General features: G+C 60.4%; 9 protein-coding genes and 1 tRNA gene. 1 reads left to right on the top strand and 9 read right to left on the bottom strand.

Features of this window, described 5'->3' with window-relative positions:
* Positions 1-8 precede the first annotated feature (8 nt).
* From pqqB to QF045_RS00300, 6 genes are all read right to left on the bottom strand, one after another.
* Positions 9-920 carry a pyrroloquinoline quinone biosynthesis protein PqqB gene (gene pqqB, locus QF045_RS00325; protein ID WP_306490600.1) on the bottom strand — a complete coding sequence of 304 codons (912 nt, stop codon included), beginning with the start codon at positions 918-920 and terminating at the stop codon, positions 9-11.
* A gap of 70 nt (positions 921-990) precedes the next feature.
* On the bottom strand, positions 991-1,065 hold the full coding sequence (gene pqqA, locus QF045_RS00320; protein ID WP_003194766.1) for a pyrroloquinoline quinone precursor peptide PqqA: 75 nt from the start codon (positions 1,063-1,065) through the stop codon (positions 991-993).
* 158 nt (positions 1,066-1,223) lie between these two features.
* Positions 1,224-3,599, bottom strand: coding sequence for a pyrroloquinoline quinone biosynthesis protein PqqF (gene pqqF / locus QF045_RS00315; protein WP_306490599.1), 2,376 nt, complete (start codon positions 3,597-3,599; stop codon positions 1,224-1,226).
* Between the two features lie 48 nt (positions 3,600-3,647).
* The gene (locus QF045_RS00310; protein WP_306490598.1) at positions 3,648-4,442 is read right to left on the bottom strand and encodes a carbon-nitrogen hydrolase family protein; all 795 of its coding nucleotides are present in this window, start codon (positions 4,440-4,442) and stop codon (positions 3,648-3,650) included.
* A 10-nt stretch (positions 4,443-4,452) separates the two neighbouring features.
* The gene (locus QF045_RS00305) at positions 4,453-6,135 is read right to left on the bottom strand and encodes an NAD(P)/FAD-dependent oxidoreductase (protein WP_306494830.1); all 1,683 of its coding nucleotides are present in this window, start codon (positions 6,133-6,135) and stop codon (positions 4,453-4,455) included.
* A 167-nt stretch (positions 6,136-6,302) separates the two neighbouring features.
* Complete coding sequence (locus tag QF045_RS00300) at positions 6,303-6,749, bottom strand: Lrp/AsnC family transcriptional regulator (RefSeq protein WP_306490597.1); 447 nt, start codon at positions 6,747-6,749, stop codon at positions 6,303-6,305.
* Positions 6,750-6,943: 194 nt separating this feature from the next.
* Here QF045_RS00300 and QF045_RS00295 point away from each other — a divergent pair, with 194 nt between their 5' ends.
* On the top strand, positions 6,944-7,570 hold the full coding sequence (locus QF045_RS00295) for a LysE family translocator (protein WP_306490596.1): 627 nt from the start codon (positions 6,944-6,946) through the stop codon (positions 7,568-7,570).
* A 70-nt stretch (positions 7,571-7,640) separates the two neighbouring features.
* Here QF045_RS00295 and QF045_RS00290 read toward each other — a convergent pair.
* The 3 genes from QF045_RS00290 to rpoD all read right to left on the bottom strand — a co-directional run bounded on the left by QF045_RS00290 (position 7,641) and on the right by rpoD (position 13,462).
* A tRNA-Ile gene (locus tag QF045_RS00290) sits at positions 7,641-7,717 on the bottom strand.
* 15 nt (positions 7,718-7,732) lie between these two features.
* Positions 7,733-11,476 carry a bifunctional diguanylate cyclase/phosphodiesterase gene (locus tag QF045_RS00285; RefSeq protein ID WP_306490595.1) on the bottom strand — a complete coding sequence of 1,248 codons (3,744 nt, stop codon included), beginning with the start codon at positions 11,474-11,476 and terminating at the stop codon, positions 7,733-7,735.
* Positions 11,477-11,611: 135 nt separating this feature from the next.
* On the bottom strand, positions 11,612-13,462 hold the full coding sequence (rpoD, locus tag QF045_RS00280) for an RNA polymerase sigma factor RpoD (protein WP_306490594.1): 1,851 nt from the start codon (positions 13,460-13,462) through the stop codon (positions 11,612-11,614).
* Positions 13,463-13,475: the final 13 nt, after the last annotated feature.

The raw sequence follows: 13,475 nt of genomic DNA, 5'->3' as shown, positions 1-13,475 counted from the left end.
GCCTGCTCCTACAATTCGATACTCATGCCGTCGTAGGCTACTTCGACATTACGCCGCACCAGTTCCGCTCGCTCTGGAGAGTCTTCGTCGAGGATCGGGTTAGTGTTGTTGATGTGGATAAGCACTTTGCGCTGCTTTGGCAACTGCTCGAGCACCTCGAGCATGCCGCCGGGGCCGTTCTGCGCCAGGTGACCCATTTCACGGCCGGTGCGGGTGCCGACGCCCCGGCGCTGCATTTCGTCGTCGTCCCACATCGTGCCGTCCACCAGCAGGCAGTCGCTGCCGGCCATGATGTCCAGCAACGGCGCATCAACCTTGCCCAGGCCCGGGGCATAGAACAGTTTGCCGCCGGTGCGCAGGTCTTCGACAATCAGGCCGATGTTGTCGCCGGGATGCGGGTCGAAGCGATGCGGCGAGTAGGGCGGTGCGGCGCTGCGCAGCGGCAGTGGCGTGAAACGCAGGTTGGGGCAGGCCGGGACGGTGAAGCTGGCGTCCAGCTCGATACGGTTCCAGGCCAGGCCACCGTTCCAATGGGTGAGCATGGTGAACAGCGGAAAGCCGGTGCTCAGGTCTTCATGGACCATGTCGGTGCACCAGACCTGGTGCGGGCAGCCCTCGCGCAGGCTCAGCAGGCCAGTGGTGTGGTCGATCTGGCTGTCCATCAGGATGATTGCGCTGATACCGGTGTCCCGCAGGGCGCGGCCGGGTTGCATTGGCGCGAAGCCCTGCAGTTGCGCGCGGATGTCCGGCGAGGCATTGCACAGCACCCAGTTCACGCCATCGTCGGAAATCGCGATGGACGACTGGGTGCGCGCCTGGGCCCGCAGGCTGCCATCACGAAAACCTGCGCAGTTCACGCAGTTGCAGTTCCACTGCGGGAAGCCGCCGCCGGCGGCGGAACCTAGAATCTGGACAAACATGGTCGCTCCATCAGCAAAGCTCAAAACAAAAACGCCCCGGGCGAACCGAGGCGTTGTATTACCCAGCGGATTAGCGGCTGGCGAAGTACATGGTGACTTCGAAACCGATGCGCAGATCGGTGTAAGCAGGTTTGGACCAGGTCATATTCATACTCCTATCAAGGGACGGGATGTTCACTACCAAGTAGTACATATAGTCCACCTCCCATGGGAGATGTTCAGATATTGCGTGTGAATATTACGCAATTCTTTTCGAGTTAGCGCTGTCTTGAACGAAAAAGGCTGTTGCACGGTTGGCAACGATCAACCCGCCGACTGCCAGTGCCCACCGATGCATGGGCCGTTGGCGATGCAATGCCAGCCGCCTGTGGCGTCGTTCAGTTGCTGGGCGGCGCGCTGCATATCGGCAGGCGAGCAGATTTGTATCAAGTGTTGTAATTGCTCCAGGTAATCCGCTGCGTGGCCCGCCAAGTGGACGTGCCACACAAGATCAGCGGCTTGGCCGATAGGCAGCGACTGGGCCGCGAATTGCTGCGCCAGGGCCGTGTTGCCCATGTCTGCGCTGCGCTCGATCAACGACGGCAGTTGCGCCAGAAAGGCCTTCGCTTGCTCGACGATCTCACTCAGGGACGCGCTGGGGGATTGCACGCCGAACAGCAGGCCGGTTTGCCCATCGACCTGTCGGATGCCGCTGAACACGGCGTAGCCGATTTGTAGCTCGACGCGCAGGCGCTGGTAGAACGGTCCCTGAAGCAGATGACCGAGCAAGCGCCAGGCCGCTTCATCGGCCAGGGTTTGTGTCGGTGTCGGGCAGAACAACAGCACTGCCGCTTCGCTGGACTCGGTACTTACGTCGTGCCAGAGATGCTGTTCGTTGAACGCTTGAGGCTGGCATTGGAAATGTGCGGGCTGGCCAGGCAATCGTGCAGCGGCGGTCTTGATCGCCGTTTCACAGGCGGCCGGTAACCCTGAGCCCATCCCTTGCCAGCGGGCGCTGGCCCATGAGGCCGGCGTCTCTTGGGGCATAGGCTGGACACCGGCACAGCAAGTGGGCAATGCCTTGAGCAATTCGCGGACGGCAATCATCGGCAGTGCGGGCGTTGGTGCCACGTGTTCATCGGCCGTGCCCAAGCAGCGCGTCAGCGCCTCGAGTACGGCGGGCATGGGCTCGTGGAGACCGAGCATTTTTACTTGCCAGTCATTGCCGATGGTTTCGGCACTCAATTCGACGCCCGCCTGGCCGGCACTTTCGCGCAACGGCAGCAGCACGCTGTCCAGGCCAGCAGGCACGGCGCAGTCAAAGCGCCAGCGCAGGTAAAGGGCGCCTTCTTCGTTGTCATTTGCCAAGGCCTGGTTGAATGTCAGTGCCGACATGTCCCGTCGGCCTCGTGAGCGGTCCTGGGCGAAGGTGCGCAAGCCACGGTGGGCGCTGGTCTGGCCGCGAATCAGGCCGGCACGTTCTTCTTTGGCGGCTGGACGAAGGAAGGGGTTGTTCGGTGGAAGCTGCCACGCGTGTTTGGCGGGCGGCAGATGCTGTGCGTCGAGCATGGCCTTGAGGGCTGCGACGCCTTGTTCCGATAAGTCTTCTTCGTCGTTGCGTGCCAGCGCCAGGGCGCTTTGCACCTGTTGCTGGCGAGCCTTGAGCAACGCGAATTCTTCGCGTAGCGGTGTCCAGTCGCTCTGTGCGAAAAAACTCAGCCAGTCGTGCAGCAACGCCTCGATCTCTGTCGCAGAGCCGCTTTGGGCGTCAAGGGTAAAGTCGATATCCAGCACGGCTTGCCCGGCAAAGTGATACAGCACCGAGGCGTGCAATGCAGTCGCCAGGCGCCGCGCCTTGAGTTCGGCGAGCAAGCCACCCGGCGCTGAGCTGTTGAGCCAGGTACAGAGAAACGCCAGCGCTTCGCGCGGTGCGTCACCGGTGATGACCTGATGCAGATGTTGGCCGGCAACCTGTTGATAGCCCCTGGCGTGCCCGGCCATCAGTGCCGGTGGTTCGGCCTGGGGATGCAGCGGCCCGCCGATCAATTGGGCACTGAATTGCTGTGCCAACGCTTCCAGATCTTCCTGCGACTGTGGGCCGGCCAGGCTGAGCGTCATCTGACCGCTCTGATAGAAACGCTGGTGAAATTCCCGCAACGCCTGCTGAAACGCCTCACGCTCCACGGGCAGACTGTCGCGGTTACCCGCATGAAAACCGCGCAGCGGATGGTCGGCGGCCAAACCCTGCAGCAAGGCCACTTGTTGCTGCGCCTTGGCATCCTGGGACCAGGCAATAAATTCGGCATGCAGCACTTCGCGTTCGCGCAGTTGATCGTCAATGGTCAGGCGAGGGTGGGTAAGCATGTCGGCCAATCGCACGAGCCCATCGGCGAAAGTTGAAACCGGCAGCTCAAAAAAGAACTCCGTGGTGCGCTCGCGGGTGCTGGCGTTCACTTGCCCGCCATGGCGCTGCACGTAGGCCATCAGCCCTTCGCCCGCGGGAAAGCGCTCGGTCCCCAGAAACAGCAGGTGCTCAAGGAAGTGCGCCAGCCCCGGCCACGCCAATGGCGCGTCATGACTGCCCGCCGCCACGCGTAAGACAGCCGCACAGCGCTTCAAGCGCGGCGCATGACGCAGGCAAAGGTGCAGGCCATTGGCCAGAGTCAGGTGCAGGGGGCGAGGATGAACCGGCGCAGGCATGGGCACTTCCGAAACGGGGGAAGCGCCTATGCTAGCAAACCCGGTGGATCAGGGCTTGTGCAGTGCGCCGTAAAGCTCGGGGCGGCGGTCTTGCAGGTAATGATTGGCGGCGCGGGCGTCGAGGATCGATTGCCGATCCAGCGTACCGACGATCAGCGCTTCATCCAGGCCCGCCTGGGCGATGCGCTGGCCATCGGGCGCGGCGATGCTGCTTTGGCCGCAGTAGTGAATATCGCCTTCGTGCCCGCAATAGTTGGCGTAAGCCACGAAGCATTGGTTCTCGAACGCCCGTGCCCGCACGGTGACGTCGGCGACAAAGTCGAACGGCACCATATTGGCGGTGGGCACCAGGATCAGTTCGGCGCCGGCCAGGGCCAGGCGCCGGGTGTTTTCCGGGAACTCCAGGTCGTAGCAAATCAGGAAACCCAGCTTCCAGCCGTTCAATTCCACCAGCGGGAAATCGTCTTCACCGGCGCTGAACATCGCGCGGTCCAGATCGCCAAACAGGTGAGTCTTGCGGTAGTTGCACAGGCGTTGGCCATGGGCGTCGATCAACTGCACGGCGTTGTAGATCTGGCCGTCCTCGGCGCGCTCCGGATAACCGTATAGAATCGCCAGCCCGGCACTTTGCGCGATGCCGGCAATGCTTTGCGCCGACTCGCCATCCCGAGCCTCGGCCAAGGCGCCAGTGGCTTCGGCGCCGATGTTGTAGCCGGTCAGGAACATCTCCGGCAGCACCAGCACATCGGCACCCGATGCTTCGTGCGCCAGCTGCTGCAGACGCTTGAGGTTACCGGCGACATCCAGCGGCAGTGGCGGGCATTGGTACAGGGCAACACGCATGTCTGGCTCCTTATTCGGGCAGGGCGATTGGCCCTATCTCGTCGAACACATCGCCGGGACCCGGGTTTTCCGGGTGGGTGCTGCCGCCGAAGTGGGTCATGATGCCCCATACCGCGTTCAGCGAGGTTTGTACCGCGCCCTCCACCCAGGCCGGAGTCCACGAAACGTCGTCGCCGGCGATGAAAATTCCACGCTGTTCGGCGGGCATGTCCTTCTGCATGAAGTGCGCATACATGCGCTGGTTATACCGGTAGTGGCCGGGCAACGCACCTTTGAAGGCCCCGAGGAAATGCGGGTCGGCTTCCCAGGAGATAGTGATCGGGTCGCCGATGATGCGCGCCTTGATGTCGACTTTCGGGTAGATTTTACTCAGTGCGTCGAGGGCCAGTTTGACCCGCTTGTCGATGGGCTGGGGCAGCATTTTCAACGCGTCGCTCATCCAAGAGTAGGACAGGCAGATCACCCCCGGCTTGTCGTCGCCGTTGTCGAACAGGTAGGTGCCGCGCGTCAGGCGATCAGTGAGGGTCATGCTCATCAGGTCGCGGCCGGTTTCCGGGTCTTTGTCTTTCCAGAAGGGGCGGTCGACCATGACGAAGGTCTTGGATGACTGCATGTAGCGCGTGCGGTCCAGGGCCATCCACATCTTTTGCGAGAACAGGGTTTCGTCGCATTCGATCTGGGTGGTCAGCAGCCAGCTTTGGCAGGTGGTCAGCACGGCGGCGTATTCGCGGGTGTCGCCGTAGTTGTCGGTGACGGCGAAGCGGCCGTCGGCGGCGTGGGCAATGCGCTTCACGCCCGCCCGTGGCGCGCCTCGGTGCAGTGAACTCAGGCTGGTGCCGGCGGGCCAATGGGCACAGCGCTCCGGCACGTGACGCCAGATTCCCATGGGCACCTGGGCCACGCCGCCGACGACCAGGTGCTGATGGTCGTCGCAGTTGGTCATCACCACGCGGAAGATTTCCAGCATGGAATTGGGGAAGTCCGAGTCCCAACCGCCCGTGCCGAAACCGACCTGGCCGAACACTTCGCGGTGCAGGAACGACAATTTGGCAAAGGACTTGGAGGTGGCGACAAAGTCGTAGAAGGTGCGGTCGTCCCACAGGGGGACCAGCTTGTTCCACAATTCCTTGAGACGCGGCACGTCGCGGTCGCGGATCGCTTGCTGAATATCGCCGTACTGCGAACCGGCTTCCAGCGCGTCGGCCCAGGCGTCAGCGACTTCCTGGAACAGCACCGGCAGGTCGGAGAGCTTTTGCGCGTAGTGCGTCTGACCTTCCAGATCAATAACGGTGCTGCCAGAAGCCGGCGTCAGCGGGTTGGGAAAGGGTTTGGTTTCCAGGCCCAGTTTGTCCACGTAGTGATAGAAAGCGGTGGACGACACCGGAAAGCGCATCCCGCCCAGCTCGGCGATGATGCCTTCGGCACCTTCGAAAGCCTGTGAACGCAGGCGACCGCCCATCTTCGAGGCTTCGTATACCACGGGTTTCAAGCCCAGCTTCATCAGTTCGTAGGCAGCTACCAGCCCGGCAATGCCAGCGCCCACGATCGCCACTTCGGCGCCGTGGTTGGCGGCAGGAATGCTGCCCAGGCCAGCGGGGTGTTCGATCCAGTCATCAAAGGCAAACGGGAAGTCCGGGCCGAAGATGGTGATGGGTTTTTTACCGTCGGCGGGGTGTCGATTGGTCTTGCTGATGGTGCTGGACGGAATGCTCATGGCTGACCTTACTGACGACTCGGCGGGATAGGGCCCGTTGAGTATAGAAAAAGATGGCAGCCAGTTTAGAGAGCGTTGCGCTCGTTAATAAGACGCAATGTGTCGTCGGATTGAATTCGTTTCAGTCAATATGACGATGTTTTTGGTCAGATAGGTTGCCCGCGGTCCAACTTGTTACTAAGGATGATGGATGTGGTGGTTTTTTCCACGCCATCGACGCTGCCAATCTGATCCAGCAACTGATCAAGCTGCTCCGGCGACTCAGTGCGCAGCCACGCCACGTAATCAAATTCGCCGCTCACCGCGCACAGCTGTTGTACCTGGGCCATCGCGCTCAACCTGCGCAGCACTTCTTTGCCCGATCGCGGCTGCACGGTAATGCCCACATACGCCTGCAAACCACCATCCGCCACGCGCTGGCCCAGGCGCACGCCATAACCGGTAATCACCTGGGTTTTCTCAAGGCGCGCCAGGCGCGAAGTGACCGTGGTGCGCGCGATCCCCAACTGCCGGGCAAGCATGGCCACGCTTTCGCGAGCATTGAGCTGCAAGGCGGCGATCAGTTGGCGGTCAATGTCGTCAAGGGCGGGCAAGGGTCAAGCTCCAGTGCGAGGGTGCGGTGGGCAGGTATGTTACAGGCTTGGTCGGGCTTACAGAACCGCTGCACCAGACACTGGCTTGAACCGTCGAGGGCGTCACCGCGCGAACATCGGCATGTAGCCCGTGGGGATTTGATAGCGCGTATTTAAAGGTTAATCTGCCGGCTACATCTGGCTGAGACCCACCTATGCCGTTTTCTGACAACCTTATTGCCTTTGCCTTCGCCGCGACCCTGCTCACGCTGACGCCTGGCCTCGACACTGCACTGATTTTGCGCACGGCCACGGTGGAAGGTAAGCGACAGGCACTGCGCGCGGCTTTGGGCATCAACGCAGGCTGCTTCCTGTGGGGCGCCGCCGTCGCTTTTGGACTTGGAGCCCTGATTGCTGTCTCAGAGCTGGCGTTCGATATTTTGAAATATTGCGGCGCGGCCTACCTGGCCTGGCTGGGGCTAAACATGCTGTTGCGGCCTCGCACGTCATTGTCATCTGTCGAGGGCGCTCAAAAGAAAGTGCCAAACTGGTTCTTCAAAGGCCTGATGGGTAACGTGCTGAACCCCAAGATCGGCGTCTTCTACGTGTCCTTTCTCCCCCAGTTCATTCCGCAAGGGCAGCCATTGATCGCCTGGACGTTTGGCTTGGTCAGTATTCACGTCGTTATTGGGTTTCTGTGGTCGATCATCCTGATTGCCGCGACCCAGCCCCTGGCAAAAGTATTGCGCAGCGAGAAAGTCATCACCTGGATGGACCGCACGACTGGCTTGATTTTCGTCCTTTTCGCGGCACGGCTTGCCTTCAGCAAACGATCAGTTTGAGGCAGCGCCCATACGTATTTCTTTCAGGGTTCCAGAAACGCGAAAGCCGCGCAATGCGCGGCTTTGGAGTTGGTGGGCCCACACGGACTTGAACCGTGGACCAAAGGATTATGAGTCCTCTGCTCTGACCAACTGAGCTATAGGCCCTCAGTAGGTCGCGGATTATAACGATGGTTTGTTCACTGTGCCATCCGAAAAATCCTCCAGTCTCGTGCGAAGGAAGGTCACGGCAAATTGCTCCGGTGGCAGGGGCAGGCTGACGATGTAGCCTTGCATCTGTTCACAGCCTTCTGCAGCGAGGAAGGCTTGCTGGGCGGGGTTCTCCACGCCTTCGGCGATGATGGTGAATTGCATGCTGTGGCCGAGGGCGATGATGGCGCGCACGATGGCGGCGTCGTGGGGGTCGTCGGGCAGGCCGCGCACAAAGGACTGATCAATCTTGAGGAAGTCCAGCGGCAGGCGCTTGAGGTAGCTGAGGGAAGAATAACCGGTGCCGAAATCGTCGATCGCCAGTTGTACGCCCAGCCCTTTGAGTTGGTGCAGCACCTCCAGCGCTTCTTCGGCCTGGCTCATGATGAAGTTTTCGGTGATCTCCAGTTGCAGGCAGCCGGGTTCCAGACGGTAATCGCGCAGCAGTTGTTCGATGCGTGACAGCAGGTTGGGGTGACGCAGCTGCGCGCCGGCGAGGTTGACGGACAGCGGGCCGAAATCATCGAAAGTGCCTCTCCAGGCCTGCATCTGTCGGCAGGCCTGTTCCAGTACCCAATCGCCAATTTGCAGAATCGTGCCGTTTTCTTCGGCCAAGGCGATGAAGTGTTCGGGTGGCACATCGCCAAAGGTTGGGTGGTGCCAGCGAATCAAGGCCTCGGCGCCGATCAGCTCCTGAGTGATCAAGCTGCGTTTGGGTTGGTAATACAGGCTCAACTCGTCACGTTCGATGGCGCGGCGCAGCTCATGCTCCAAGGCCACGCGTTCATTGGCCTGGGCCGTCAAGTCGCGGGTGTAGCTTTCAACACGGTTGCGGCCATTGGCTTTTGAGCGGTACATCGCGGCGTCGGCATTTTTGACCAGAGTGGCGACATCGGTGCCGTCCTGCGGGTACAGACTGGTGCCGATGCTCGCGCTGATAAAGAACTCGTGCTCGCCGGCCTGGAAGGGCGGAGTGAAACAGTCGAGCAGTTTATTTGCCAAGTACTGGGCGTCGCTGGCCTGTTGCAGACCGGGCAGCAGAATGATGAATTCGTCGCCGCCCAGGCGGGCGACGGTGTCGATGTCGCGCAGTTGTTCCTTAAGGCGCACGGCAATGTCTTTGAGCAGGAGGTCGCCGACCGGGTGGCCCAGGCTGTCGTTGATGTGTTTGAAACGGTCCAGGTCGAGAAACAACACAGCGCCTTGATTACCGCTTTCCTGCTGGCCGTTGAGGGCGGCCTGCAGTCGACTTTCAAACAACGTGCGATTGGGCAGGCCGGTCAGCGGGTCGTGATGGGCCTGATAGTCGAGGCGCGCCTGGGCGAGCTTGAGGCTGGAAATATCGGCGAATACCGCCACGAAGTGGGTGACCAACTGGTCGCGATTGCGCACAGCGCTGATGGTCAGCCAGCTGGGGTACAGCTCGCCGTCCTTTCGACGGTTGGAAATTTCGCCCTGCCAGTGGCCCTGGGTCGTCAACTGATGCCACATCGCCGCATAGAAGGCGCTGTCATGCAGGCCGGAGGCGAGCAGGCGCGGGGTATGGCCCAGCGCTTCGGCCTCACTGTAGCCGGTGATTTCGCTGAAGGCGCGGTTAACGGCACTGATGTTCTGCCGAGTGTCGGTGATCAATACGCCTTCGGCGGTGCTTTCGAACACCGTGGCGGCTTGCTGCAATTTTTCCTGCATCAGCTGGCGTTCAGTGATGTCGCGGGCGATGGTCAGCATGCAGTCTTCTTCGCCGATGGGCAGCGAGCGGCTGGACAGTTCGCAGAGGCGAACCTGGCCATCGACGCGGCGTATATGGCAGGTGAAATCGCGGACAAAGCCGTCGCGCTGCATCAACTCCAGCATGTGCTTGCGCTCATTGAGGTCAACCCAAATGCCGAGGTCCAAGGCAGACTGATCCAGCGATGTGGCGCTGGTGTAACCGGTCAGGTGGCTAAAGCCTTCGTTCACTTCTATCAGCAGGCCATCGCTTTTACGGCTTAGCAGCAAGCCATCGGGGGAGGCGTGAAAGGCCTTGGCAAACTTTTCTTCGGAGGTTTGCAACTGCTGTTGGGTTTCCTTGAGCTGGGTGATGTCTCGCACTACAACCACCAAGGCCTCGGTGGTATCGAGTTGGAACGGCTCGGCCGAAATAAGCCCGATAAATGCCTGGCCATTGCTGCGCAGGAAGGTCATTTCCAGGTTGCGGATACTGGTGGTCTGCACACGCTGCAACAAATCCGGGCCGACGCCCTGAACCCCCCAGATATTCAGCTCGGTGGCGGTTTTGCCCACCACGTCTGCGGCGCCAAGGCCTATCTGGTCTTCAAAGGCCTTGTTGACTTCAAGCAGGCATCCGTCAGACAGGCGTGCGATCACCAATATGTCCGGGCATTGCTGGAACACGGAGGCAAACTTCTGCTCCGACAGTTGCAGTGCCTCTTCTGTACGTTTGGCTTCGCTGATGTCGATCATCAGGCCGCGCAGCACCGGTTCATGGCCGTGCTCGATCAGGCTGACGATGTCGCGTACCCATAGGCAGCGGCCATCAGCGGTGATAACGCGGTAGTCGATGCTGTGATCACGGTTGGCGCGGGTTTCGCGCAGGCAATAGGTTTCGGTGCGGATCAGGTCGGCAGGGTGAATAATGTTGCGCCAGAAGCCAGGGATCAGCCAATGGGCGCGGGGGTAGCCAAGCAATTCTTCGGCATGGGGCGACACGTAGCTGTAGGTGAAGTCGCTGATGTTGGCTTCCCAGGCGATGGCGGAAAGACTCTCCACCAGGCCGCGATAGTGGTACTCGCTGCTACGCAGTTTTTGCTCAAGGGCCACTCGGCGGGAAATTTCCGAGCTGAGCCGGCGATTGATTCGAATCACAATGACCAGCACGGTGCTCAGCAGCAACACTGCGGGTAGGCCGTACAGCAACAAATCTGTCCAGAAGGTGCGGTGATCGCTGAAGCTGCCGACCCAATGCTGCTGGATCGCATCGGTTTCGGCCGGGCTGAGGTCGGCGAGGACTTTATCCAGGATCCCCACCAGTACTTTCTCATCGCGGGGCACGCCCATTGCCAACTGATAGCGGTAGGGCGTTTCGCCGCTGACGTACAAACCATCGAGTTTCAGCTGGCGCAGGCTCCAGACGCTGGAAGCCAGGTCGCTGACTACCGCATCCACTTCATCGGTGGCCAGGGCCTGCAGCATGGAGCTGACGTTAGGCATCGCGACGAGATTGAGGTCCGGATGATGGGTGCGCAGCAGTTCATGAGGCGCATAGTTTTCCACCACGGCGATTTTCAGTCCGTACAGGTCCTTGAGGTTGCGCGGCTTCGCACCGCCTTCATGGGCCAATATGACGATGGGGAAGTCGAGATAGGGGCGTGTGAAGGCCAGGAAGCTCTGGCGTTCCGGGGTGGACATGATGCCGGGGAGCAGGTCGAGCTGATTGTTGCGCGCTTGTTCGAGCACAGCGGTCCAATTTGCCGGTTCGATCAGATTGATCCTGACGCCCAGGCGATCCTGGATCAGGCGCACGTAGTCAGCGGCCAGGCCCTGGTAGCGGCCATTTTCATCGCGGTATTCGAAGGGTGGCCAAGACGCATCCACCCCAAGGCGCAGCTCCTGATGGTCCGTCAGCCAGCTACGCTCATCATCAGTGAGAGTCAACGCGCCAGCCGTTGCGGTCCAGGTCAGCAGCGACAGCAGTATCACGGTCGGCAATCTGGGCATAACGGTCTCGTTATGGCACGGGGAATGTCTCGAGTGTAGACGGGCATTGCGAGAGCGGGGCGTTGCGGGGCAGTTAATCTGTGCAAAGCAATGTGCACAAAGCAAAACCCCCGGCCTGGGCCGGGGGTTCTGGTATCACTCGTCGAGGAAGGAGCGCAGATGCTCGCTTCGCGTCGGGTGGCGCAGCTTGCGTAGCGCCTTGGCTTCGATCTGACGGATCCGCTCGCGGGTCACGTCAAACTGCTTACCGACTTCCTCAAGGGTGTGGTCGGTATTCATGTCGATGCCGAAACGCATGCGCAGTACCTTGGCTTCACGGGCAGTGAGGCCGGAGAGTACGTCGCGAGTCGCTTCTTTAAGGCTCTCAACAGTGGCGACATCGATTGGCGACTGCATGGTCGAGTCTTCGATGAAGTCACCCAGATGGGAGTCTTCGTCATCACCAATGGGTGTTTCCATGGAGATCGGCTCTTTAGCGATCTTCAATACCTTGCGGATTTTATCCTCAGGCATTTCCATGCGCTCACCCAGCTCTTCCGGGGTCGGTTCGCGACCCATTTCCTGCAACATCTGCCGGGAAATACGGTTGAGCTTGTTGATGGTCTCGATCATGTGCACCGGAATACGGATGGTGCGGGCCTGGTCGGCGATCGAGCGAGTGATCGCCTGACGGATCCACCAGGTGGCATAAGTCGAGAACTTGTAGCCGCGACGGTATTCGAACTTGTCCACAGCCTTCATCAAGCCGATGTTGCCTTCCTGGATCAGGTCGAGGAATTGCAGGCCACGGTTGGTGTACTTCTTGGCGATGGAGATCACCAGACGCAAGTTCGCTTCAACCATCTCTTTCTTCGCGCGGCGGGCCTTGGCCTCACCGATCGACATGCGACGGTTGATGTCCTTGATCTCGGCAATCGTGAGGCCTGTTTCAGCCTCCAGTGCGCTCAGTTTCTGCTGGCAACGGATGATGTCCGGCTGCAGGCGACCGATGGCTTCGGCGTATTTCGCCTTGCCTTTGGCCAGGGCATCGCTCCAGGCTTCGTCAACTTCGTGGCCTGGGAACTGGCGCAGGAAGTCGGTACGCGGCATGCGCGCATCACGGACACAGAGCTGCATGATCGCACGCTCTTGTGCACGCAGACGCTCAAGGGCGCTACGAACGCGTTCAACCAGGCCTTCGAATTGCTTCGGTACCAGCTTGATCGGCATGAACAGCTCGGCCAGGGCCAGCAGCTCGGCAATTGCCTGCTTGTTGGCACGACCATGCTTTTTCAACGCCTTGCGGGTGATTTCCATTTGATCGGAAACCGCACCGAAACGCTGGGCAGCGATGATCGGGTCTGGACCGCTTTCAACTTCTTCTTCGTCGTCGGAGCTGGCTTCAGCTTCTTCGTCGTCGGAGTCGTCGTCCGCTTTCGGTGCTTTCGGATCGACGGGCGGCGGCACTTCGGCGGCAGGCGGCGCAATGCCGTCGTCCGGGTCGATATAACCGCTCAGGACGTCAGACAGGCGGCCACCTTCGGTGGTGACGCGAGTGTACTCGGAGAGAATGTGGTCAACCGTGCCAGGGAAGTGCGCGATTGCGCCCATCACTTCACGGATGCCCTCTTCGATACGCTTGGCGATTTCGATTTCGCCTTCACGTGTCAGCAACTCGACGGTACCCATTTCACGCATATACATGCGCACAGGGTCAGTCGTGCGACCGATGTCGGTCTCCACCGCGGCCAACGCGGCAGCGGCTTCTTCAGCGGCTGCCTCGTCGGTATCGGCGTCGGCCAACATAAGGGCGTCCGCATCCGGAGCACTCTCGTGTACGGGGATCCCCATGTCATTAATCATGCGGATGATGTCTTCCACCTGCTCTGGATCTGAAATATCCTCAGGCAGGTGGTCGTTGACCTCTGCGTAAGTCAGATACTTCTGCTCACGACCAAGGGTGATCAACTCTTTGATACGAGACTGCTGTTGCGCTTTTCCGGACATAACACCCTATCCA

Origin of the sequence: Pseudomonas sp. W4I3 (assembly GCF_030816195.1) — a bacterium.
GTDB lineage: Bacteria > Pseudomonadota > Gammaproteobacteria > Pseudomonadales > Pseudomonadaceae > Aquipseudomonas.
This window is presented reverse-complemented; position numbering and strand designations above follow the sequence as displayed.

Excerpts from the sequence above, each read along its gene's own strand:
- pqqB (WP_306490600.1), bottom strand. The coding sequence starts at position 920 with ATGTTTGTCCAGATTCTAGGTTCCGCCGCCGGCGGCGGCTTCCCGCAG.
- pqqF (WP_306490599.1), bottom strand. The coding sequence starts at position 3,599 with ATGCCTGCGCCGGTTCATCCTCGCCCCCTGCACCTGACTCTGGCCAAT.
- QF045_RS00310 (WP_306490598.1), bottom strand. The coding sequence starts at position 4,442 with ATGCGTGTTGCCCTGTACCAATGCCCGCCACTGCCGCTGGATGTCGCC.
- QF045_RS00295 (WP_306490596.1), top strand. The coding sequence starts at position 6,944 with ATGCCGTTTTCTGACAACCTTATTGCCTTTGCCTTCGCCGCGACCCTG.
- QF045_RS00285 (WP_306490595.1), bottom strand. The coding sequence starts at position 11,476 with ATGCCCAGATTGCCGACCGTGATACTGCTGTCGCTGCTGACCTGGACC.
- rpoD (WP_306490594.1), bottom strand. The coding sequence starts at position 13,462 with ATGTCCGGAAAAGCGCAACAGCAGTCTCGTATCAAAGAGTTGATCACC.